We start from the raw sequence: 23,751 nt of genomic DNA, 5'->3' as shown, positions 1-23,751 counted from the left end.
ATCAGATTTCTATTTATTTATGAATATAATTCTTTTCGCAAACTCATTTACCTTCATATTCAAATCAGAAAGGCTATGTATTTCCTTATCCTGCACTTTCAGGTTATGAATGTATACTCCATCCACACCAAATTCTTTATTCTTCCCCAAGATCTGGGAAGTCACTTGTTGCAGGCCACACCCTACATGTACATTATTTATCCGGACATTATTAATCGTACAATTTCCCACACATTCCCGCCAACTCTTATCTGTTATTTCAAAATCGATCAGGCGGGGAGATTCAGTACCATTGAAATCGAACTCTTCCACAAAGATATTCTCAAACTTGATATTTTCAACACGGGTGGAGTCATAGGCATTTATCACCAAAGCACGTTTACATTTTACTACATCTATATTCCTGAATGTTATATTCTTGAAATATTCTACCCCTGTTTCCGTACCGATCTTAGTTGCAGCAGAATTACTGACTGTCAAAACATCATCAAACAGTATATTCTCGGAAGCAAACAATCGTTCCTTATCAAGGCCCTTTACCACCAGGTTGTCATCACCGGCATGTATCACGGCATGTGTGACCGAACAATCAACAGAAGAATCAAAATCAACGCCATCCGTATTAGTCCAGTTCTCATAAGGACGGTTATTGAGTATCTTTATATTCTTCAGATGGACATTTCGGGAACGATAAACCCTCGTATTCCAAAAGGAAGGATCACGGAGCATAACACCATCAATTAATATATCGTTGCAGTCCGATGCATATAGTAAATGAAATCCGGTACCGCCATTACTACGCAGTCCGGACCAACCGGAACCATCAATAATGCCATAACCTAATAAACGGAAATTTGAAACGTTATCCAGACGGATTAAAGACTTATCCGTATAATCTTTCACATCCTCACTGCCCGATAGTAAAGCTCCTTCTGATAAGACAACAGATATATTGCTCCGCATATTCAATTCTCCTGTTTTATATATGCCCGCAGGAAAATACAGAACTCCATTCGTACGGGAAACATCATCTATAGCCTTCTGAATTTTCGCTGTTTCAATACTTTTTCCTGTATCGTCCACCTGATAATCCATGATGTCTGTTAGAGAACCTTTAGAGGTATCGGACTTGTAATCCTGCATTTTGTCAACCAAAATAAAAAGCTCTTCAAGCCTGTTTATTTTAACCAGCAAATAAGTGGGTTCATGGAGAGAAAATGAAAGAACATGATCCTTGACCTGCCCTTCAAATTGCTTTCTTTTAGGACTAATGGAGTAATATTCAATAGGATTATCTATCTTGATTTCTATTGTCATGGGCTCTTCACCATCATACGTAATCCTAGTATAATGAATAGGAACATCAAACTTCTCCAGTTTTTCAACAGTAGCAGCCTGTCCGTTTACTCTCACTTGAAATTGATCACTGAGCGGAAGATCTCCTATAGCCTTTATGGTATGAACTTCTTGTCCGAAACTCACCAAAGGCAGAATTCCTAAAAATAAAAATAGTACAGATGTCAGGTATCTCATATAAAACATAAAGGTTCACTTATTTTTTAGTTCACTAAATGAGTCACTATAAAAAAGCACTGGTGCAAATATAGCGCTATAGAGTAAGAAGTGATAACATAAAACCACCCAATAATAACACAATACTCCACAATATGCTTTCTCGCTGTTTTAATCTGTTATAATCCACAATTTAAGCTCTACAAATACTCTGTCAGCCCGAAAGTTTTTCGGACTATTCATAAAACTTGATGCCTGAACAGTTCTGGTCAAAAGCTCTTTTCAGCCGTACCCGGTTCGCATTTCCTTCGCTTCTATAGAAGGATGAAAATAGCGAAGCAGATACGAAGAGGGTACGAAGGAGGTATAAAGGAGGTACGAGGTGGAATAAATTGTCCTGTTTTTCTGCCTCGTAAACAGCTAAATTCGTATCTTTGACAAATCATTCAGCAAGTAGATTTCCTTATGGCAAAAGAAAAAACGGTTTATGTGTGTAGCAACTGCGGACAAGAGTCTCCGAAGTGGGTAGGCAAATGTCCGTCGTGCGGAGAGTGGAACACGTATGTGGAAGAAGTGATACGAAAAGAAGTCGTAAACAAACGTCCGGTATCCGGGATTGAGACAGAAAAGCCAAAACCCATCGTTCTCAGTGAAATAGAAGCGGATGATGAACCGCGTATCGACTTGCATGATGAAGAGTTGAACCGGGTGCTGGGAGGCGGATTGGTTCCGGGTTCTCTGGTGTTGATTGGTGGAGAACCGGGAATCGGTAAATCTACTTTGGTACTACAAACTGTGCTTCACATCCCTGAAAAGCGCGTTCTTTATGTATCGGGTGAGGAAAGTGCCCGTCAGTTGAAATTACGTGCAGACCGGTTATCGCACAATTCCACAGATTGCCTCATCGTTTGTGAAACATCATTGGAACAGATTTTTGTTCACATCAAGAATACCCGTCCGGAGTTGGTGATCATCGACTCTATACAGACTATTTCTACGGAAAGCATTGAATCCTCCCCGGGAAGCATCGCACAAGTGCGCGAATGTTCTGCAAGTATCCTGCGCTTTGCCAAAGAAACGCATACCCCGGTATTGCTTATCGGGCATATCAATAAGGAAGGCAGCATTGCCGGACCGAAAGTTCTGGAACATATCGTAGACACGGTGTTGCAGTTTGAGGGTGACCAGCATTATATGTATCGTATTCTGCGTAGTATCAAGAATCGTTTCGGCAGTACAGCGGAATTGGGTATTTATGAAATGCGTCAGGATGGATTACGGCAAGTCAGTAATCCGTCGGAGTTATTGCTGAGCCAGGATCATGAAGGTATGAGTGGCATAGCGATAGCTTCGGCTATAGAAGGGATACGCCCGTTCTTGATTGAGACACAGGCATTGGTGAGCAGTGCGGTATATGGTAATCCGCAACGTTCGGCCACGGGATTTGATATTCGAAGAATGAATATGTTATTGGCAGTACTGGAAAAACGAGTGGGCTTCAAACTGGCCCAGAAGGATGTGTTCCTCAATATTGCCGGAGGACTGAAGGTGAATGATCCGGCAATAGACCTGGCGGTTATCAGCGCTATACTTTCCAGCAATATGGATACGGCTATTGAACCGGAAGTCTGTATGGCAGGGGAAATCGGTCTGTCCGGAGAAATACGTCCGGTGAACCGGATTGAACAACGGATCGGTGAAGCGGAAAAGCTGGGATTCAGACGGTTCGTGCTACCGAAATACAATTTACAAGGAATTGATACGAAGAAAATTAAAATAGAACTGATACCGGTGAGGAAGGTGGAGGAGGCATTCAGGGTGCTATTCGGGTGATTCACCACAGAGTAGCACGGAGTTTCACTGAGTTTAAATATATAAAAAATGGATATAAATGATATAACAGGATTAATATTGAAAAAGGCCTTTGAAGTACATTCAACATTAGGACCTGGATTATTAGAAAGTGCCTATGAAGAATGTTTATTTTATGAATTGTCTCAATGTAACCTGTTAGTTGAAAGGCAAAAAGCATTACCTATTATTTATAAAGGGATAAAAGTGGATGCTGGATATCGATTAGATATAGTAGTAAATAATTGTGTTATAATAGAATTAAAATCAGTAGAGACGTTACACCCTATTCATACTTCACAATTAATCACCTACTTAAAACTATCTAATATAAAACACGGATTACTTATCAATTTCAATGTAAAGAGTTTAAAAGAAGGTATCAAAAGATATATTGTTTAATTAATAATTAACTCAGTGGAACTCTGTGTTACTCTGTGGTGAAAAAATAAATTATGATACAAGAATACCAACTACGCGTGCTACCCGAAGTAGCCGCCAATGAACAACAATTAAAAGAGTACCTCGTACAGGAAAAAGGACTGAATGTGCGGAATATTAATGCGACACGTATCTTGAAGCGCAGCATTGATGCCCGGCAACGAACCATCTTCGTCAATCTGAATGTACGGGTATATCTGAACGAAATGCCCAAAGACGATGAATACCAGCCTACTATCTATAAGAATGTAGAAGACAAACCACAGGTTATTGTCGTGGGTGCCGGTCCCGGCGGACTGTTTGCTGCGCTGAGACTGATAGAACTGGGACTCCGTCCAATCATCGTAGAGCGTGGAAAGAATGTACGCGACCGAAAAAAAGACTTGGCTCAGATCAGCCGGGAGCATACTGTAAATCCGGAATCCAATTATAGTTTCGGTGAAGGAGGTGCAGGCGCTTATTCGGATGGAAAGCTTTATACCCGTAGCAAAAAACGCGGGAATGTAGACAAGATACTGAATGTATTCTGCCAGCATGGTGCATCTACTGCTATATTAGTGGATGCACATCCGCATATCGGAACGGATAAACTGCCACGTGTGATAGAGAATATGCGGAATACCATTCTCGAATGTGGCGGAGAAGTGCACTTTGAGACACGTATGGAGGCGCTGATTATCGAAAACGATGAGATAAAAGGTATCGAAACCCATACAGGACAAACAATTCTGGGTCCGGTGATTCTGGCAACAGGACATTCGGCACGGGATGTGTACCGTTGGTTGGCTGCCAATCAAGTGGAGGTTGAAGCTAAAGGTATTGCAGTCGGTGTACGTTTGGAACATCCTTCGGAATTAATCGATCAGATACAATATCATAGCAAGGACGGACGGGGAAAATATCTGCCTGCCGCCGAATATAGTTTTGTGAATCAGGTGGACGGACGAGGGGTATACAGTTTCTGCATGTGCCCGGGTGGTTTCGTGGTACCTGCTGCCAGTGGCCCGCAACAGATTGTAGTAAACGGAATGAGTCCCAGTAACCGTGGCTCGCGTTGGAGCAATTCGGGAATGGTCGTAGAGCTAAGGCCGGAAGATCTGGAAGACGAAGGATTGAAGATAGAAAATAGAGGAACAGCTATGCAGGATGATAGTATTACCTATCCCCAACTCAGCATGATGTACTTTCAGGAGGCATTGGAATATAATTGCTGGCAACAAGGCAATATGCGACAAACAGCACCTGCACAACGGATGCAGGACTTTACACGCAAGAAGCTGAGTTATGATCTACCGGAAAGCTCGTATGCTCCAGGATTAATCTCTTCTCCCCTACACTTCTGGATGCCACCGTTCATTACTGAACGACTCAGCAAAGGATTCCAGCAATTCGGACGATACAGTCACGGTTTCCTGACCAATGAAGCAGTAATGATTGGCGTAGAGACACGCACCTCTGCCCCCGTACGAATCATAAGAGATAGGGAAACTTTGCAGCATGTAAGAATTAGAGGATTGTTTCCATGCGGAGAAGGAGCAGGATATGCAGGTGGTATTGTTTCTGCCGGTATTGACGGGGAACGATGCGCGGAAGCGGTAGCCGGTTATTTCAATCTATAAAATTCAAGGAGGGTATATTAACTCATTCAAATATACCCTCCTTGATAATTTATCAGAATTCCTTCTTCAACTGTTCACACCAGTCCGCTATACGTTTATCCGTCAGCTTCGACTGGTTCTCTATATCAATCACCAGTCCACACCATTTACCATCCCTCAAGGCTCTTGACCGGTTAAATGAATAACCCTCGGCAGACGTAAATCCGACAAGGATAGCCCCTGCCTTTTCAAAGGCATCAGCCAGTATTCCCAGGCCGTCAACAAAATTATCGGGATAACCGATTTGGTCACCAAGTCCGAAGAGAGCAACTTTCTTGTCTTTCAGATCGAGGCTTTCTATCTCCGGTATCATTTCATCCCAATAGGTAGGCAATTCACCGTCGAACCAGGTGGAAGCACCTACTATCAGATTATCATAAGCCTGGAAATCATTCTGCCAAGCCTTTTCTATCATGATCATTTCTACTTCTTTGTGTCCGAGCTTCTCGCGTATCTTCTCTGCGATATGAGAAGTCTTGGCAGCATTCATTGCGTAAAATAATCCTATCTCTTTCATAATAACTTATTATTAAATTAATATTCCAGCAGCTTCTTGGCTGCTTCATAAATTCTATCTGCACCCGGCAGAATGGCACGTTCCAGTATCGGATTAAAACCTACAGGAGTAAAGGTAGAGCCTACACGCTGTACCGGTGCATCCAGGTAACGGAACAAGTCTGTACCAATACTGGCTGCTATCTCACCACCGAAGCCACCAAAGACTTTATCTTCATGAACAATCAGGGCTTTACTGGTCTTCTTCACAGACTCATAAATGGTTTCTTTATCCAACGGTATCAAAGAACGGATATCAATCACTTCCACACTCCAGCCACCTTCTTTTTCCAAACGTTCGGCAACATTCAAGCAGAAATGCGTTGTGTTACCATAGGTGATAATACTCAGATCACTGCCCTCACGACGAATGCGCGCTTTCCCAAAAGGAACTTCAAAATCATCAGGGACAATGGTGGCTGCTTCTACGGAATTATATAATGCTTTCGGTTCAATAAACAGTGTAAAACCACGAGAACGTATACTTGTACGGAGCAGTCCGGCAGCATCATCAGCAAAGGATGGACAAACAATCCGTGCTCCGGGCAAAGTAGCCAAAGCGCCCTCCAGATTTTGCGAGTGATAGAGTCCACCACCGATATAACCACCGGAAGCCAGACGCAAAGTTACATTAGGAACGAACTGTCCGTTGCTACGCCAATATTCATGAGTACATTCCACATATTGTTCTACGGCAGGCCAGAAATAGTCGGCAAACTCCGCACCTTCTATCACTACCCGGATTTTAGGATCAAAACGACTCATACCATTTGCTGTGCCGACAATATAATCTTCGGCAATAGGTGCACTGAATACACGAGCTTCACCAAATTCCTGTTGCATTCCTTTGGTTACATTGAACACGCCCCCTTTATCCCGATTGGCAACATCCTGCCCCCAGATGAAGGTATTAGGATTATGGCGAAACTCTGCTTTCAGCGTTTCATTGATAGCAGTTACAAAGAATTTCTTCTCTCCTTCTGTCTCACGATGTGTTCCATCTTTATATTTTTCCGGTTCGTAAGGTTCCGGCAATACATAGTTGAAAATGGTTTTAGGATCGGGATCGGGAGCTGTCAGCGCCTTACGATTGGCAGCAGCCAGGTCTTTCTTTGCTTTCTCCTCTATTTCTTTCAGTTCTTCCTCGGTGAGACGCTTGTAACGCAACAGCATCCGGCGGAACTTCAGCAACGGATCAGCTTCTTTCACATAAGCCAGTTCATTTTCATCCCTGTACAGAGTATCTTTGTCAGAGTTGGAATGGGAACCGATACGGACACAATTGGCATGTACGATTACCGGATTCCGGTTCAACAATGCATACTCACGAGCCTCAGTCATGGCATTCATGGAGTCGAACACATCTTTTCCATTACAATGGATAATCTTCAGATTCTTGAATCCGGAGAAGTTATCCGCCACTTTACGGGCTGCCGTCTGGTCTTTCTTCGGAACAGATATACCATATCCATTATCCTGCCATACAAAAATAACGGGCAGGCGTTCAAGGCTGGCACCATTGACAGCTTCGTAGACAAAGCCCTCGGATGAAGCAGATTCGCCGTGTGAAGTAATAACGACTCCTTTATGGTCATAATATACCATTGCACGTGCCACACCGGCTGCATGAAGATCATGCGTACCTGTAGCCGAGGATATATTCTCAATATGCCATTCGGGTTTGGCAAAGTGATTGGACATATGGCGTCCGCCACTTCCCGGATCAGTAGCTTTGGAGATACCATTCAGTATAAGTTCTTCTGCCGTCATTCCGGCGGAAAGGGCAGTCAGCATATCACGGTAGTAAGGAAAAAGGAAATCTTCTCCTTTGGTAAATACTTGTCCGATGGCCAACTGTATCCCGTCATGTCCGGCATACGGAGCGTGAAAGGACCAGCCAAGGGACTGCAACAGATAAGCGGGCGCCTTTTCATCGAGCGCACGCCCCAGCGTCATCAGGTAATACCATTTCTTCAGCAGTACCACATCTGTGGTTTTTATATTGTACTTTTTCATACTTATCAAGGGTATTAAGTTATTCTTTCCAGTTTTCCAGATAATCTTTAATAAAATAGAGGAAGTTGCCACCTAGTGAACCATCCACGACTCTATGGTCATAAGAAAGGGACAGATACATCTTATGACGGATGGCAATCACATCCCCTTCCGGGGTCTCTATTACGGCAGGCTTCTTCTCGATGTATCCTACTCCCAGGATAGCTACCTGAGGCTGATTGATGATAGGTGTACCGAACAAAGACTTGAATGTACCGAAGTTCGTAATCGTAAAAGTGCCACCGGAAATATCATCGGGCATCAGCTTATTATCACGAGCCTTGAGTGCCAGTGAATCAATGGCTACGGCAAGTCCGTTCAGATTCAGACGATCGGCATCACGAACCACCGGAACAATCAGATTGCCATCATTCAGAGAAACGGCAATACCGACATTGATATGTTTCTTGAACAGGATATTATATCCCTCTACCGATACATTCACTTGCGGGTAAGCAGCCAGCGCCTTCGCCACAGCTTCTGTGATGGCAGGCATATACGTAAGTTTCACTCCCTCACGACGGAAGAAAGCATCTTTATTCTTATCACGCCACTTTACAAGTTTCGTTACATCCACTTCCACAACATTGGTTACGTGCGGGGAAGTATGTTTAGACATTACCATGTGGTCGGCTATCACCTTGCGTACACGATCCATCTCTTTTACTTCAACACCTTCTGCTGAGAATGTGCCGGAAGCTGGTGTAGTACGTTGTACTTCAGGAGTTACAGCTGGTTTAGCAGACGACTGGGCAGGTGCTGTAGCTACCGGTTGCGGTGCAACGCTTGCAACAGGTTGCGGACTTGGTTTAACAGCAGGTTGTGCCGTGATGGTACCACCACTTTGTTTCCGGACAATGTAACTCTTGATGTCCTTCTTGCTCACCCGTCCCTGATATCCGGTACCCGGAATAGTATCCAGTTCTTTAGGCTGAATGCCGGCCTCACGAGCCAACTGAAGAACTACAGGCGAATACCAACGCTCTTCTTCCGATTTTACAGCCTTGACTTGAGGAGTTTCCTCAGAGGCAGCCTTAGAAACAACTGCAACACTCTCATCAGTGGCGGAACTTTGGAGAACCTCTACGCTATCCTCATCCTCGGAGTTTTCACCTCCGATATCGACAATAGCCACCACCGTACCCACAGCTACGGTATCTCCTTCCTTAAATAAAATTTCCACGACTTTACCTTCTACCGGAGATGGTATTTCGGCACTAACCTTAGCGGTATTTACTTCAAACAACACATCATCTTCTTTGATGATGTCTCCTACTTGTACCGACCATGAGATGATGGTACCTTCGGTTATACTTTCACCCAATTTGGGCATCTTTATTTCAAATCTTGACATATAGTTAAGTTTTAGGTTCTCGGTTTATTATATATACAACAAACAACTGAGTAGTAAGTTTTTAACTTAAGTAAAAGTTAATGCGGATTTATGATATATCCACTCTTTGCAGGCATACTTTTCCGCTTTCAACCGTTCGATGGCTTCCATATCTCCGGCAGAGAAGCGGTAAATCCGGTTATCGTCATCATCCACAAAGGAGTGAAAGAGCAAATGCATGAAACGCTTGATGTCCATAGGCTCAGACAAAAAGTCTTTTATATTCGCAACTTCACTCCGTACGGAAGGTACTGCACGCATAGTACGAGAGCCCGGTAAACGGCTTTCCATATCCGGATCGCCATTCAATGCCGCATTCAACGTACCCAGATCAGTAGAAAACAACAAAGTACAATGATACATCACACGGTCTTTGTGTATGCACTGCGCACTACCTGATATTTTCCGTTCGTCCACATAAATGCCCAGACGCTGGTCAGCATAAGCTGAGATGCCTACCTTTTCGAGGAAATCGACGACCTGTTGCAGGTAATATACAAAGTCCGGCTGCTTTACGGTTTCAATAAAACTCAGGTTAATGTTTCCCCGGTCATGATATACAGCACCTCCACCGGAGAAACGGCGTGCCAGGGTTATTCCCTTTTCATCCAGAAACCTCTCGTCCGCTTCCGCCGCCACACTCTGATGTTTCCCTATCACTACGGAAGGTTCCGACTGCCAAAGCATAAAGAAGTTACCTCGCTTCTGCTTCAACAAATACTCTTCTGCTGCCAGATTAAAATAAATATCCGTACAGCGATTATCAATACAGAACATTACGCAAACAAAGTTTCATGGAAGATTTCACCGACCGTCGGATGCGGAAAAACAGTCTTTTGAAACTCTTCCACCGTATATCCGTGCTGCACGGCAAGTCCGGCAAGAACAATCAATTCGGAAACAGGGTTTCCCAACATATGGCAGCCTATCACCCGATCATCATCGTCCAATATCAACTTACAAAGCCCGTTCACCAATTCATTCTCGGCTACAAAACGACCGGAATAGGCCATCGGTAGCTTCTGTACATGATAACTGATACCGGATGCTTTCAGTTCTTCCTCAGTCTTACCTACTCCCGCTACTTCGGGATTGGTATACACCACACCGGGTACACAATCGTAATTCATACGGTCTTCCACTCCCAGGATATGATTGACGGCAACTTCACTTTCACGAATGGCAGTATGTGCCAGCATAGAGTGTCCGGTAATATCACCACAGGCATAAACACGAGGATGGGAAGTCTGCATATGTTCATCCACCTTCACACCGTTGCGCAGCAGTTCAATGTTCAGTTTATCCAAACCGACCTGGGACAAGTTAGCTTTCCTACCCACACTGACGAGTACCTTTTCGGCTTCGATACGTGCAGTCTTACCTTCCTTTTCAATAGTGACACCCTCTTTGCCGACTTCAATTACTTTGGCATTCAAATGGAAATTAACCCCACGCTTCTGATATTCCGAACGTAGCATGCCACTGGTTTCCTTATCCATAGCGCCCAATACTTCGGGCATCATTTCAACAACATGCACCTGCACACCCATGCTATTGAAAAAAGAGGCGAATTCCATTCCGATAACACCACCGCCGATAATGACAAGTGAACGGGGCAAAGTTGTGATCTCCAATGCTTCCTTTGATGTCCAATAATCAATTTCAGATAATCCTTTAATGGGAGGGATCAATGTATCGGAACCTGTACATACCAACAGATAGGTTACTTCATATACTTCGCCGGCAGCCGAAAGCTGAAAACGTCCATCCGCCTCACCCACAATAACGGCTTCCTGCGGCACAATAACAGCACCGTAAGAACTGACGGTCATCTTCACACCACCGGTCAGCTTTTTCACAATCTTATCTTTACGGTCGATAATCTTTTTCATATCGAATGACGAACCATCGGGCACAGAGATGCCATACTTGGACGCGCCTTTCATATTGTCCCACAACTTGGCAGAATAGAGTAGAGTTTTGGTAGGGATACACCCCTCATTGAGACAAACACCGCCAATAGCTTTCTTTTCAAACAAAACAGTTTGCAGCCCGTTTGCAGCCGCTCTTTCGGCTGCCGTATATCCGGCAGGGCCACCGCCAATGATAGCTATATCATATTTCATAAATCAGTAGTATTAAGTAAATTATATACTTAACAACAAAAGAGAAGAGCGCAAAGTTCTATGACAACCTATTAAGGAAAGTTACTGTTTTTCAATCACAATAGCCTACATCCTAAAATTTATCTGTACTTTTGCAGAAATTTAAGAAATACTATGGTAGCTCCCGAAATAGCAATTGCTGACTCCAACACCTTATCATGTATGGGATTGCAAAGCCTTCTGGAAGAAATTATCCCGATGGCCGTCATCCGTGTATTCAGTTCGTTCGAGGAACTGATGGACGATACTCCCGATATGTACGCGCATTATTTCGTTTCAGCACAGATATATTTTGAGCATACCGCTTTTTTCCTACCGCGCAAGCCCAAGACCATTGTATTGGCAAACGGTGACAATCAGCCTCAACTGGCAGGAATACCGACCTTGAATATTTATCAGGACGAAAAAACACTAATAAGGAACATCCTGCAACTGCATCAGTTCGGACACAAAGGCGGGCATCCTCACAGCCACCTTCACGGACATCCCCACGGTGTAACAGCACATCCGTGCGGTAATCCTCATGCCGACAGCGAACATGATCTTTCTCCCCGCGAAATAGAAGTATTGGTACTGATAACCAAAGGACTTATCAATAAAGAAATAGCCGATAAACTGAATATCAGCCTGACTACCGTCATCTCCCACCGAAAGAATATTACGGAGAAACTGGGCATTAAATCAGTGGCCGGACTGACGATTTATGCTGTAATGCACGGGTACGTTGAAGCAGACCGTATCTAAATCCTAATAAATGAGGATTGCGGAGACAGGGGAAATGCCCTTACTTTGCAACCAGAAACCTATAAATGATAATTTATCGGCGAGAGAATTGTTACGCGGAAGTATCTTAAATTCTCCTCCTCCGTCGGAGGAGGGGAATTGAGATAGTCAGAATAGCATAACTACGCCGCTAAATTATCATTTATCCTAAAAGACAAAGAATGGATAAAAGTAAATTGTTGATTTTTGCCCTGGCACTCCTACCTATAGGAAACATTGCGGCAGAAGAAGTGGATACCCTGAAAATAGTGGACGTTGAAGAGGTTCTCATCATTGCAGCACCTAAAGAAAACCGTAAGTTGCGCGAGCTACCCAATGCCGTCACCTTACTTTCGCAACAAGACATGCAAGCTGCACAAGTGAACTCCATAAAGAACCTGACAGCACTGGTCCCGAATATATTTATTCCTGATTACGGTTCGCGACTGACATCTGCCGTCTACATTCGTGGTATCGGTTCTCGCATCAATACTCCCTCCGTAGGCCTCTATGTTGACAATATACCTTATATAGATAAATCCGCATTCGATTTCAATTATTCCGACATCGAGCGTATTGATGTGCTGCGCGGTCCGCAGGGTACATTGTACGGACGAAATGCGATGGGTGGACTTATTAAAGTACATACCAAATCTCCTTTCTCTTATCAAGGTACTGACTTCCGGATAGGGGCAGGTACACACAATCAATACAATACTTCCGTCACTCACTATCACCGGATGAATGAGCGCTTTGCATTCTCGGCTGGAGGATTTTATGAATACGAAGGCGGTTTCTTCCGCAATGCAGCGCTCAACAATAAAAAGGTAGATAAAGGGCAGTCTGCCGGTGGACGTATCCGCGCCATCTACTTGCCCAGCGACAATTGGAAGCTCGACTTTAATGTAAGTTATGAATATGGTGACCAAGGCGGTTACCCGTATGGACTCTACAATAAAGAAACCGGAGATGTAGCCAAAACGGCTTACAATGATGAAAGTAGCTATTACCGCAACCTGTTGAATACCGGACTTAATGTAGAGTACCAGGCACAGAATTTCACACTCAGTGCCGTAACCGGATATCAGCATCTAAAGGATCGTATGTTTCTGGATCAGGATTTCACAGCTAAAAACACCTATACCCTCGAACAGAAGCAGCGCATCAACACCATCAGTGAAGAAATCGTAATGAAGAGCAAGGAAAGCCACCGTTGGCAATGGGCTACAGGCATTTTCGGTTTCTACCAATGGCTAAATACTACTGCACCAGTCACATTCAAAGAAGATGGTATGGCAATGATGGATCAGATGTTGGGAAACTTCATCCCCGCACTGGTTGAGGTACCGATGGGACCCGGAAGAAATATGAACATCATGCCCGCACTGAAAGTAACCAGCGCCCGCCTGCCTATCAACGGAGACTTCAAGACACCGCTTTTGAACGGAGCTCTGTTCCACCAATCCACATTCAGAGATTTATTCGGTATCGATGGAGTATCATTCACCGCTGGCCTTCGACTGGACTATGAGAAAATGAAGATGGATTATAACTCCGGTACAGCAATGGACTACACCATAGGTATTACGGGCCAGATGATGATGAACGGAGCGCCCACAGGAAAGCCCGTTTCCATGATGCCGGAAACAGCACTGACCGTCACCTCACGTTATCAAGGCTCCATCAGCAAGGATTATCTGCAACTATTGCCAAAGTTCGCCCTGCAATATGACTTCCCGAAGAACCTCGGAAATGTATACGCCACCGTCAGCAAAGGATATCGTTCGGGAGGATACAACATCCAGATGTTCTCCGACCTGTTGCAAGCGAGTCTGAAGAACGATATGATGAGGCTGACCAAAGATGAAATCATGTCCCAGGTTCCCGAAAACCTTAAAGATATGGTGAACTTTATACCCGATGCCGGCGAAAACCCGGATGCCCGGGCTGCCACCGTATATAAACCGGAACAAACCTGGAACTATGAAATAGGGACTCACCTAAACCTTTTTCAAAACCGTCTGCGTGCCGATGCCGCCCTGTTCTGGCTTGAAACGCGCGACCAGCAGATTTCCCGCTTCGCCCAGAGCGGACTTGGACGCGAGACGGTAAATGCAGGAAAGAGCCGCAGCCTGGGAGCAGAAATATCTCTGATGGGTGCAGTTACCACTAACTTTACCTTGACTGCAAGCTACGGTTATACTTATGCCACATTCAAAGATTACATAACAACCAACAGTAAATTAGAAGAAATAAGTTACAACGGCAACTATGTTCCTTTCGTTCCGAAGCACACCCTGAGCCTGGGCGGACAATACATTTTCCGCATCAACCCGGGACATTGGTTGGACCGTATTCAACTTAATGCCAACTACACCGGTGCAGGACGTATCTATTGGACCGAGCAGAATGATATCAGCCAAGCTTTCTACGGCACATTGAACGGACGCCTCAGCCTGCAAAAAGGCAACGGACAGATTGACTTCTGGGTTCGCAATGCACTGGATAAAGACTACGCTGCTTTCTACTTTGAAAGCATGGGCAACGGATTCATGCAGAAAGGCCGCCCCATACAGGCGGGAATCGAACTACGTTGCAGGTTCTGATAGAGATCATTACTTCCGTCCCCATACATCTCCCTAACCCGTTATGCAAAAGATGGCATCTTTTGTCGCAAAAGGTGGCATCTCTAACATCAAAAGATGGTATCTTTCGCAGCAAAAGATGCCATCTTTTACATTACATCTAAGCAGGAAAGAGGGGAAAAGTAAGTATCATAAGCATGAAAGGGTTAAGAGAACTTGCTACACCCTATTATTCATTGATAGCACCACAACTTGGGCAAGGCCCCTTTTCTTTTAATTTCTGTCCGCAACGCCCGCAACGATAGCGGTAAATGACAAGTGTGGCACACATTCGCTTTAGGAAAAGCCCAAGGAAAACAACAAGGAAAATATAGCCGATATAGATTTGTGTAGTCAGTATAAAGAAGAAATAACAGAAGATACAACAAGATGCCAATCCCAACAGATAAAATACGGCAGCGGCAGGAGTCAACTGACGGAACAAGTCATCGAGTACTGCCAGCAGTACAATGATAAACAACCAGATGCTCAGCAAAAAGACCGAGAGAATAAACGGCACCTTGAAAGGTGAAAGCGTAGGATTAAAATAGAAATGTTCCCACGTTTCGGGCACAAAAACTTGCATCGTCTCATACACCGTAGCACTGAATGCCATCAACAGGCAGAGCAAAAGCGGATATACACTATCAATATCATTGAAATAAACAATCTTCAACTGCTTCCGACGGAACAAACGGAACACCCAGGCACCGACAAACAAGGCGAAAATAATCACGAAGTAAGAAGCATGCGTATCACTGAACAAGTAAATGAATTGTGAGATACTGTCCGTAGGTACAAAAGCTTGCATCATTTCCCGCTCCCCGATCCAGCCTTGTATCTCCTGGGAATGAGCCAGTTTTACCCAAACACTGTCCACACTATCAGCAGAATGAATGGCAAATTCGGCCACTACTACACGGTCTCCTCTATACAGAGTATTGTAGCAATCCTTCACCGGCAGACAGGCAAGCACCACGGAATCCTGCACCACTTCCAGATTCGTATTCAACGTATAATGCCGGTCGTAAAGGTAGGTCAGAGAGTCGCGGGTTTTATCACTGATACCTTCATCATCCAGATTGGGACGGGAGTAACGGCAGGAAACCAGACTGATAATAATCGCTATCACCACAGAGTAGCACAGAGTTGCACGGAGTCTTTTCTGATATTTAAGAAACTCAGTGTTACTCTGTACCGCTCTGTGGTGATAACGAATATGTTCTCTCTTATTCCGCATATACTTTCATCTGACAATTCTTACAATCAAACTCCAAGCGGAAGCGCTTACCATCAGTTCCTTGCAAATAATAAGGCTCCCGATAAGGTGAACGTCCCTTCTGATAAGTAGGGCACCAACCCATACTATAACGCAAACAATGCTTGCAGAACATTAAAACAGCACCCGGTACAGATTGTTTCTCATAAGCCGGAGCTACGGTAGCAATGCCGTGATCGGTATAGAAAGAGGCGGCACGGGCATTCATTACATTACCGAGGTACGTTAATGAAGTAGCGGAAGCTGTTGTCTTAGAAGAAGTTCCCGACAAAGGGAAAGCATGAGTTGTAGGTTTCCAGACTGCCACTTCCTGCCGATAATTAATACGGCGAACGGTAACCAGCTTGTCTACGGCTTGACGGCGCCAATCGGCTACTACGGAAGCGGGAAGAAACCAATTATCTGAAAAGCGGATTTCTATGGCGGAATTTGTTTCAGGCGAACGATTATCCGCTAATATTCCGGCTTCAAAAGGAGTATTTCCCAATTTACTGAGTTGAGTACGCAGATTATCTGCCTGCGGGGTACGGGCAGGTTCTTTCTGATGAGGGAAAGAAAGTGTAACGCTATTATCATCCTCATCCGTGACAGTCAGAGCAAAGCCGAAGGCAGTATCTGCCAAAAGCAAGGATACGGAAATCTTTCGTTCGGAAGACTTACGTGCCAGCAACTTCTCAAACTCCTGGTCATAGTTACGGTAAAGCACAGTACGCGGACGGATACGAGGCATCTCACCTGCCGGATAGAGTTTATTTCCATCTACACGGTTGATACGGAAGCCTTGCAGGCGTCCTTGCTCATCGATATAACAAACACCGTCACCGTTGTTGAATGATTTCAATCCGGCTACTGTGAGGTAGTTTCCGCGTTGTTCCTTCATGGTGCCCATCTCTTCACCGAGGGATTTCGGAGTATCGAAAGAGAAGATTTCTTCACTGCGTCCGTGCAGGAAATAATGCGTAAATCCACGACTAAAACTTTTATCTAACTGGGGACGGAATGTATAATTACAAGTACCGGAAGAGGCCCGGGCGTATTCTTTACGGCGTGTAAAGATAGCATCCAGCTTTTGGCGGTAAGCAGCCGTAACATTCTTTACGTAAGAAACATCTTTCAGACGGCCTTCTATCTTGAGCGAAGTGGCACCTGCATCAAGTAACTCTTCCAAAATATCACTCTGATTCAAATCTTTGAGAGATAGCAAATGCTTATCACGTACAATTACTTTTCCGTCGGCATCCACCAGACTGAAAGGTAAACGGCAGAATTGTGCACATTCTCCCCGGTTGGCACTACGTCCGAAACAAGCCTGGCTGACATAACATTGCCCACTATAACTAACGCAAAGTGCTCCATGTACAAATACTTCCAACGGCACTTCCGGACAAGCTTTATGAATATGGCTGATTTCCTGAAGGGAAAGTTCACGTGCCAATACTACTTGCCGGAAACCGGCTTCTGCAAGGAAACGTACTTTCTCCGGTGTGCGGTTATCCATTTGCGTACTGGCGTGCAAGGGAATAGGCGGCAGGTTTAAGCGAGTGATTCCCATATCTTGCACAATGAGGGCATCTACTCCCGCACGATACAAATCCCAAATCATTTTCTCCGTCTCTGCCAGTTCTTCTTCTTTTAAGATGGTATTGACAGTCACATAAATCCGAGCATTATATAAATGGGCATGAGCCACCAAAGCAGCTATATCTTCCAACGAATTGCCGGCTGCTGCACGTGCGCCAAACTTAGGTGCACCGATATACACTGCATCCGCACCGTGGTTAATAGCTTCAATGCCACATTCCATGTTCTTGGCAGGGGCTAGTAACTCTATCTTCCGTTGCTTTATCATATCGTTTTAGTTACAAGTTACAGGCTACAAGCTACGAGTGATACGCTATACACCGCAAGGTCTTGTCACTCGTAGCCCGTAGCTTGTAGCTACTTTATATCGTTAATATTGTACGGAGTTTCCTGATAAACGAAATAGTTCAACCAATTAGAGAACAACAGATTGGCATGGGCACGCCAACGTACCATCACACCTCTGTCCGGATCATTATCCACATAATAATTACGAGGTATTTCAATGGGCAGACCTTTATCCACATCCCTGCGATATTCCGTATCCAGCGTGAGTGGAGAGTATTCCGAATGTCCGGTAACAAAGAACTCACGTCCACCACGTGCTACCACCAGGTGTACGCCTGCATCTTCCGATTCCGAAAGTAAAGTAAGTTCCGGCACTTTCAAGATATCTTCTTTCCGTACTTCCGTATGACGGCTATGGGGTACATAGAACATATCATCGAAACCGCGGAAAATAGCGTGTAACGGATCTAAAGGACGATGCTCGAATATGCCGAACATTTTCTTATCCAACGCATACTTGGGTACTCCATAATGATGATAAAGTCCGGCCTGTGCAGCCCAACATATATAAAGAGTGGACGTAACATGCGTACGCGCCCAATCGAATATTTCCATTATTTCATCCCAGTAAGTCACCTCTTCGAAATCCAATTGTTCTACAGGGGCACCGGTGATAATCATACCGTCGTACTTCTCGCCACGCATCTTTTCAAAGTCAGTATAGAATGTCTGCATGTGTTCTACAGGCGTATTCTTTGATGTATGACTCTTGATTTTCATGAACGAGATTTCCACTTGAAGCGGTGTATTGGAGAGCAAACGCACAAGATCTGTCTCCGTGGTAATCTTCAAAGGCATCAAGTTCAGGATAACGATGCGCAACGGACGGATGTCCTGTTGCGTGGCGCGGGAGTTGTCAATAACAAATATGTTCTCTTCTTTCAGCAACTCTATCGCCGGCAGCTTATCAGGTAAATTTAATGGCATAAGTTATCAGATTATCTTTAATTTAGAGTACAAAGGTACTGATAATTTTGAAATCTCCCGCGAAAGAATGAAAATGTAGGGACAAAAGCTATTCATTTATTCACTTCATACAAAGGAAGATAAAAATACTTTTAACAGAAACTGGTTTATTCTTTCAGATATTTAGATTATTATTTTACCTTTGTCAACCAACAGAGTTAATGAACATTGAAAAACATTAAGATGGAATAGAACTGGAATTCAAGCGTGAATTCAATTAATTAGCATCCCAAAGCCACAGACTTTCTTATACCAATTATGGTCCTTACCCACCTCAGATATTCCGATGCTTTAATTAACAGATAGAGCTACGTACTAACTAGAAATACAACAGTTGTATTTCATAAAATAGCAACAAATGAGCAAAACAACTATTAAAAGTAACAGATTGATTTCTGTTTTATTATGTTCTCTTTTTCTACCTATTTCTTCTTGTGTCAATAAGTTAGATTCAGAGACTTCTCCAGGAACTACCCCTATCACATTTTCAACAAAGATCAATAAAACGAGTACACGAGTGACAAATACAACCTTCGAGAAAGGAGATAAAGTGGGATTATACGCAATGCTATCCTCCACTTCTATTGCAGAAGAAAGGTATATCAACAATTTGCAGTTAGAATGTACAGGAAGTAGTACGCTTATCCCCCAAAAAACAGTTTTCTATCCGGTAGGAGATGCAACTCTTGACTTTATCAGTTATTCCCCTTACCTACCAACAGAGATATCTGCCAATTCTTCCATTATTCCAATCTCTATACAGTCAGATCAAAGCAATCCTATTAAACGTTCACAATCAGATTTTCTAATCGCAACACAGTCAAAAGTGGCAAGTAGTGAAAAAGCTGTTGAACTGAAGTTCTATCATAAATTAGTCAAATTCAACATAACACTTACCCCCAAAGGAGATGAAACTGTTGAAAGTTTACTAAGTGCTAATCCACGAATCATTGCTACCGGATTCTATAATAAAGCCGACTATAATTTGACCACAGGGGAATTTACAAATCATAAAGAAGAAACAGATATTATTCCTTACGGAACATGGAGTATAAAAAACGGGAAACTCATAGGAAAAGAGATTATCATTATTCCTCAAGACATAAAATCCGATATACAATCATTCGTCATGGACTGGAACGGACAACTATACACATGCCCAATGCCGGAATTAACAATAACAGAAAATACACAATGTGACCTGGACATAGCAGCCATGCAGACTACCAGTCATATATTGACAGGAATAACCGGCAACATAGAAGACTGGACATCTGTTGAAGGTAAGGAAACAGATAATAGCGGCAAAACTACAGTAATACATATTGCCGCATTATCTTTTACCCAATCAAATGTTTATAAAGTATATAGTAGCGGTAAACCTATTGTAGAAATTTGCAAAGAGTATCTTAGGTCAGATAATATTAGTTCACAAGCAATCACTATTTATCCTATCGGAGCCGATGAACAAAGCGACCTTACTAATGGAACTGTACTACAACTATTAGATGATGAAAGAGAGATCAATGGAGGAAAAATAAGTTGGAATACAGAAGATAATTCGTTTACATATACTACAGGTACTTCTGGAAAAATTGATAAATTCTACCTGAATGAATCAGGAATAATCACATTAATAAAACCCGAAAAGCCTTTGGATATAAATGTTATACGACATACGATTAGAGATATCAGGAATGGAACTTTAAAAGAATATCCTATAGTAAAAATAGGCATACAATATTGGATGCAGAAAGACTTGTGCGCAACTACATACAGAAATGGCACTCCTCTTACTAAACAAGTAGAATTAGGCAAGGGAGCGGGTTATTTTAAACCCGAAAAAGATGAAATATACTTCTATAATGGAGAAGCTATATTAGCTGGTAACTTAGCTCCAGAAGGATGGAAAATACCTAATAACGGAAATTGGGATTCACTAAGGCAGTATATCAAGAATGATATTTCTGTTTTAAAAACAGGAGATTGGATACCATTTAAGGCGGGAGATATCGTATCCCCTGCCACTAACGAGACTGGATTAAGTTTTTATCCTTACGGAGTGTATACAGAAAGTGGAAATAAAACAACTTTGATAAATGAGTCTGCCGCAGCTTTCTATTGGATAGGAGATGACGTGAATGGATTGACAGAAACCGTTATTTTCATGAAAAGTACATCAAACGATATTAACGACACTGGCAGTAATAAAGTGAAAGATAAAGATTATTATATAGCTGTTCCTATACGTTGTATAAAAGAATAGCCCAACAATAAAAGCATATCTCATTTCTTTTTCGTATTTTTGTTCCCAATGTACAAATAAGTTTTGTTCACCGAACAAAGACAACGAAAAAGAAATGAGAATTATCGACCTGATACACAGCAACGAGAAGACAGCTTTCTCTTTTGAAATACTGCCACCGCTGAAAGGCACAGGCATCGAAAAGCTGTACGACACCATAGATACTTTACGGGAATTTGACCCGAAATACATCAATATCACCACACATCGCAGCGAATATGTGTACAAAGATCTGGGAAACGGTTTGTTTCAGCGCAATCGCTTGCGCCGCCGCCCAGGGACTGTTGCCGTAGCTGCCGCTATCCAAAACAGATATAATATTACTGTAGTTCCGCATCTTCTTTGCAGTGGTTTCACCCGCGAAGAGACGGAATATGTACTGCTCGATCTGCAATTCCTGGGTATTACCGACTTACTGGTGCTACGTGGGGATAAAGCAAAACATGAGTCCGTCTTCACTCCCGAAGGCGATGGCTACCACCATGCCATTGAATTGCAAGAACAGATCAATAACTTCAATAAAGGTATTTTCGTAGATGGCTCGGAAATGAAAGTAACCAATACACCATTTTCCTATGGCGTGGCATGTTATCCCGAAAAACACGAAGAAGCTCCCAATATTGACACTGATATCTACTGGCTGAAAAAGAAAATGGAAGCCGGTGCAGAATATGCAGTCACACAGCTTTTCTATGATAACCAGAAATACTTCGACTTTGTAGAACGTGCCCGGAAAGCCGGAGTTACCATTCCCATCATTCCAGGTATCAAACCGTTCAAGAAGATATCTCAAATCACCATGATACCCAAGACATTCAAAGTGGACTTGCCCGAAGAACTGGCATACGAAGCGATGAAATGCAAAACGGATGAAGAAGCCAAACAAGTAGGCATCGAATGGTGTGTTAAGCAATGTAAGGAATTAGTGGAACATGGAGTACCTAGTATTCACTTCTACTCCATCGGTGCAGTAGACAGTATAAAAGAAGTTGCAAAGCTGGTATACTAGGGGAAGTTGAAAGTTGAGAATGGAGAGTTGAGAGTTGAAGTAATCTAATTGATAATTAGTAATTGATAATTAAATTATATATAATATCGTGTTTTTCAAAGAGGTAATAGGACAAGAAGCAGCCAAACAGCGACTCCGGCAGGAAGTGCAAGAGGGGCGTATTCCTCATGCTCAGCTCTTCTGCGGTCCATCGGGAGTGGGAAAACTTCCGTTGGCAATGGCTTATGCCCGTTACATCTGTTGCCCGAACCGTACAGATACAGATGCCTGTGGCACTTGTCCCTCCTGCGTAAAGTGGAATAAGCTGGTACATCCGGATGTACACTTCGTCTTTCCCATCGTAAAAAAAGGAAAAAAAGAAGTATGCGACGATTACATAGCTGACTGGCGCCATCTGGTGCTGAACAGTCCTTATTTCAGTCTCAACCACTGGCTGAATGAGATGGATGCTGAAAACGGACAAGCCATCATCTATGCAAAAGAGAGTGACGAGATAGTGCGCAAGCTCAGTCTGAAATCAAGCGAAGGTGGCTACAAGGTTACTATCGTCTGGCTACCGGAGAAAATGCACGTAGTTTGTGCCAATAAGTTATTGAAACTTCTGGAAGAGCCTCCCGAAAAGACAGTATTCCTATTGATATCCGAAACTCCGGACATGATACTGCCAACAATCCTGAGCCGTACGCAACGTTTCAACATCCGTAAAATAGAAGAAACGGATATTGCCAACGCCTTGCAACAGAAATACGGCGTACGTCCTAATGATAGTTTCACCTTGGCGCATCTTGCCAACGGTGACTTTATCAAAGCATTGGAAACCATCCACCTAAACGAAGAAAATGAACTGTTCTTTGAACTCTTTGTCAGCCTCATGCGTCTTTCCTATCAACGGAAGATACGTGAAATGAAGCAATGGAGTGAGCAACTGGCAGGCATGGGACGTGAACGGCAGAAGAACTTTCTGACATACGCCCAGCGTATGATACGCGAGAATTTTATCTATAACCTACATTGCAAAGAGATGAGTTACATGACTCTGCCCGAACAAAACTTTGCCACCCGCTTCGCCCCTTTTATCAACGAACGGAATGTAACGGGAATGATGGATGAATTGAGCGAAGCGCAGATACATATTGAGCAAAATGTAAATGCAAGGATGGTCTTTTTTGATTTTTCATTGAAAATGATAGTTCTACTGAAACAGTAGAAATCAGATATATAGTAGTAATCTCAATCATAAATAAAAA

The 23,751-nt window shown here is 43.3% G+C and carries 17 protein-coding genes; 8 read left to right on the top strand and 9 right to left on the bottom strand.

Translation table 11 applies throughout. The features are described 5' to 3' along the window. Positions 1–9: 9 nt before the first annotated feature. The gene (locus K429_RS0114360; protein WP_026367314.1) at positions 10–1,542 is read right to left on the bottom strand and encodes a glycoside hydrolase family 28 protein; all 1,533 of its coding nucleotides are present in this window, start codon (positions 1,540–1,542) and stop codon (positions 10–12) included. A gap of 435 nt (positions 1,543–1,977) precedes the next feature. On the opposite strand from K429_RS0114360, the gene radA reads away from it, so the two are divergent. From radA to K429_RS0114345, 3 genes are read left to right on the top strand one after another with little or no spacing between them, the layout of a single operon-like run. Next, the gene (radA, locus tag K429_RS0114355) at positions 1,978–3,345 is read left to right on the top strand and encodes a DNA repair protein RadA (protein ID WP_026367313.1); all 1,368 of its coding nucleotides are present in this window, start codon (positions 1,978–1,980) and stop codon (positions 3,343–3,345) included. A 48-nt stretch (positions 3,346–3,393) separates the two neighbouring features. Further along, entirely contained in the window at positions 3,394–3,765 is a 372-nt protein-coding gene (locus K429_RS0114350; protein ID WP_026367312.1) for a GxxExxY protein, read from the top strand. Between the two features lie 53 nt (positions 3,766–3,818). After that, positions 3,819–5,423 (top strand): NAD(P)/FAD-dependent oxidoreductase, encoded by a 1,605-nt coding sequence (locus tag K429_RS0114345; RefSeq protein WP_026367311.1) that lies wholly within the window; start codon positions 3,819–3,821, stop codon positions 5,421–5,423. A gap of 52 nt (positions 5,424–5,475) precedes the next feature. Here K429_RS0114345 and K429_RS0114340 read toward each other — a convergent pair whose 3' ends face one another. The 5 genes from K429_RS0114340 to lpdA all read right to left on the bottom strand — a co-directional run bounded on the left by K429_RS0114340 (position 5,476) and on the right by lpdA (position 11,591). After that, complete coding sequence (locus K429_RS0114340) at positions 5,476–5,979, bottom strand: flavodoxin (RefSeq protein WP_022208199.1); 504 nt, start codon at positions 5,977–5,979, stop codon at positions 5,476–5,478. 17 nt (positions 5,980–5,996) lie between these two features. Beyond that, positions 5,997–8,033 carry a thiamine pyrophosphate-dependent enzyme gene (locus K429_RS0114335; RefSeq protein WP_026367310.1) on the bottom strand — a complete coding sequence of 679 codons (2,037 nt, stop codon included), beginning with the start codon at positions 8,031–8,033 and terminating at the stop codon, positions 5,997–5,999. Between the two features lie 19 nt (positions 8,034–8,052). Continuing rightward, positions 8,053–9,426, bottom strand: coding sequence for a dihydrolipoamide acetyltransferase family protein (locus K429_RS0114330; RefSeq protein ID WP_026367309.1), 1,374 nt, complete (start codon positions 9,424–9,426; stop codon positions 8,053–8,055). Positions 9,427–9,492: 66 nt separating this feature from the next. Continuing rightward, positions 9,493–10,242 (bottom strand): hypothetical protein, encoded by a 750-nt coding sequence (locus tag K429_RS0114325; RefSeq protein ID WP_022208202.1) that lies wholly within the window; start codon positions 10,240–10,242, stop codon positions 9,493–9,495. Then, positions 10,242–11,591, bottom strand: a complete 1,350-nt coding sequence (gene lpdA, locus K429_RS0114320; protein ID WP_026367308.1) for a dihydrolipoyl dehydrogenase — start codon at positions 11,589–11,591, stop codon at positions 10,242–10,244. The genes K429_RS0114325 and lpdA overlap by 1 nt, the downstream gene beginning before the upstream one ends. A 153-nt stretch (positions 11,592–11,744) precedes the next feature. On the opposite strand from lpdA, the gene K429_RS0114315 reads away from it, so the two are divergent. Together K429_RS0114315 and K429_RS0114310 are read left to right on the top strand one after the other, a co-directional pair. After that, a complete protein-coding gene (locus tag K429_RS0114315) occupies positions 11,745–12,374 on the top strand; it encodes a response regulator transcription factor (protein ID WP_026367307.1) in 630 nt (209 codons plus the stop codon). Between the two features lie 200 nt (positions 12,375–12,574). After that, the gene (locus K429_RS0114310; RefSeq protein WP_026367306.1) at positions 12,575–14,998 is read left to right on the top strand and encodes a TonB-dependent receptor; all 2,424 of its coding nucleotides are present in this window, start codon (positions 12,575–12,577) and stop codon (positions 14,996–14,998) included. Positions 14,999–15,206: 208 nt separating this feature from the next. On the opposite strand, the gene K429_RS0114305 is transcribed toward K429_RS0114310, so the two are convergent. The 3 genes from K429_RS0114305 to metA all read right to left on the bottom strand — a co-directional run bounded on the left by K429_RS0114305 (position 15,207) and on the right by metA (position 19,151). After that, entirely contained in the window at positions 15,207–16,256 is a 1,050-nt protein-coding gene (locus tag K429_RS0114305) for a hypothetical protein (RefSeq protein ID WP_007209650.1), read from the bottom strand. Continuing rightward, a complete protein-coding gene (locus tag K429_RS0114300) occupies positions 16,246–18,144 on the bottom strand; it encodes a U32 family peptidase (protein ID WP_026367305.1) in 1,899 nt (632 codons plus the stop codon). Before K429_RS0114300 ends, K429_RS0114305 begins: the two co-directional genes overlap by 11 nt. Positions 18,145–18,233: 89 nt before the next feature. After that, positions 18,234–19,151, bottom strand: coding sequence for a homoserine O-succinyltransferase (gene metA / locus K429_RS0114295; protein WP_026367304.1), 918 nt, complete (start codon positions 19,149–19,151; stop codon positions 18,234–18,236). 397 nt (positions 19,152–19,548) lie between these two features. On the opposite strand from metA, the gene K429_RS0114290 reads away from it, so the two are divergent. The 3 genes from K429_RS0114290 (at position 19,549) to K429_RS0114280 (ending at position 23,711) form a co-directional block, all read left to right on the top strand. Continuing rightward, positions 19,549–21,456 carry a fimbrillin family protein gene (locus tag K429_RS0114290; RefSeq protein WP_026367303.1) on the top strand — a complete coding sequence of 636 codons (1,908 nt, stop codon included), beginning with the start codon at positions 19,549–19,551 and terminating at the stop codon, positions 21,454–21,456. A gap of 94 nt (positions 21,457–21,550) precedes the next feature. Beyond that, positions 21,551–22,504 (top strand): methylenetetrahydrofolate reductase [NAD(P)H], encoded by a 954-nt coding sequence (gene metF / locus K429_RS0114285; protein ID WP_026367302.1) that lies wholly within the window; start codon positions 21,551–21,553, stop codon positions 22,502–22,504. An 88-nt stretch (positions 22,505–22,592) separates the two neighbouring features. Further along, entirely contained in the window at positions 22,593–23,711 is a 1,119-nt protein-coding gene (locus K429_RS0114280) for a DNA polymerase III subunit delta' (protein ID WP_026367301.1), read from the top strand. Positions 23,712–23,751: the final 40 nt, after the last annotated feature.

This window comes from Bacteroides sp. 14(A) (assembly GCF_000526555.1).
GTDB classification, from domain to species: domain Bacteria; phylum Bacteroidota; class Bacteroidia; order Bacteroidales; family Bacteroidaceae; genus Bacteroides; species Bacteroides cellulosilyticus.
Note: the sequence above shows the minus strand (reverse complement) of the source record. Positions and strands in the feature narration are given on the sequence as shown.

Excerpts from the sequence above, each read along its gene's own strand:
- K429_RS0114360 (WP_026367314.1), bottom strand. The coding sequence starts at position 1,542 with ATGTTTTATATGAGATACCTGACATCTGTACTATTTTTATTTTTAGGA.
- radA (WP_026367313.1), top strand. The coding sequence starts at position 1,978 with ATGGCAAAAGAAAAAACGGTTTATGTGTGTAGCAACTGCGGACAAGAG.
- K429_RS0114350 (WP_026367312.1), top strand. The coding sequence starts at position 3,394 with ATGGATATAAATGATATAACAGGATTAATATTGAAAAAGGCCTTTGAA.
- K429_RS0114345 (WP_026367311.1), top strand. The coding sequence starts at position 3,819 with ATGATACAAGAATACCAACTACGCGTGCTACCCGAAGTAGCCGCCAAT.
- K429_RS0114340 (WP_022208199.1), bottom strand. The coding sequence starts at position 5,979 with ATGAAAGAGATAGGATTATTTTACGCAATGAATGCTGCCAAGACTTCT.
- K429_RS0114335 (WP_026367310.1), bottom strand. The coding sequence starts at position 8,033 with ATGAAAAAGTACAATATAAAAACCACAGATGTGGTACTGCTGAAGAAA.
- K429_RS0114330 (WP_026367309.1), bottom strand. The coding sequence starts at position 9,426 with ATGTCAAGATTTGAAATAAAGATGCCCAAATTGGGTGAAAGTATAACC.
- K429_RS0114325 (WP_022208202.1), bottom strand. The coding sequence starts at position 10,242 with ATGTTCTGTATTGATAATCGCTGTACGGATATTTATTTTAATCTGGCA.
- lpdA (WP_026367308.1), bottom strand. The coding sequence starts at position 11,591 with ATGAAATATGATATAGCTATCATTGGCGGTGGCCCTGCCGGATATACG.
- K429_RS0114315 (WP_026367307.1), top strand. The coding sequence starts at position 11,745 with ATGGTAGCTCCCGAAATAGCAATTGCTGACTCCAACACCTTATCATGT.
- K429_RS0114310 (WP_026367306.1), top strand. The coding sequence starts at position 12,575 with ATGGATAAAAGTAAATTGTTGATTTTTGCCCTGGCACTCCTACCTATA.
- K429_RS0114305 (WP_007209650.1), bottom strand. The coding sequence starts at position 16,256 with ATGCGGAATAAGAGAGAACATATTCGTTATCACCACAGAGCGGTACAG.
- K429_RS0114300 (WP_026367305.1), bottom strand. The coding sequence starts at position 18,144 with ATGATAAAGCAACGGAAGATAGAGTTACTAGCCCCTGCCAAGAACATG.
- metA (WP_026367304.1), bottom strand. The coding sequence starts at position 19,151 with ATGCCATTAAATTTACCTGATAAGCTGCCGGCGATAGAGTTGCTGAAA.
- K429_RS0114290 (WP_026367303.1), top strand. The coding sequence starts at position 19,549 with ATGAGCAAAACAACTATTAAAAGTAACAGATTGATTTCTGTTTTATTA.
- metF (WP_026367302.1), top strand. The coding sequence starts at position 21,551 with ATGAGAATTATCGACCTGATACACAGCAACGAGAAGACAGCTTTCTCT.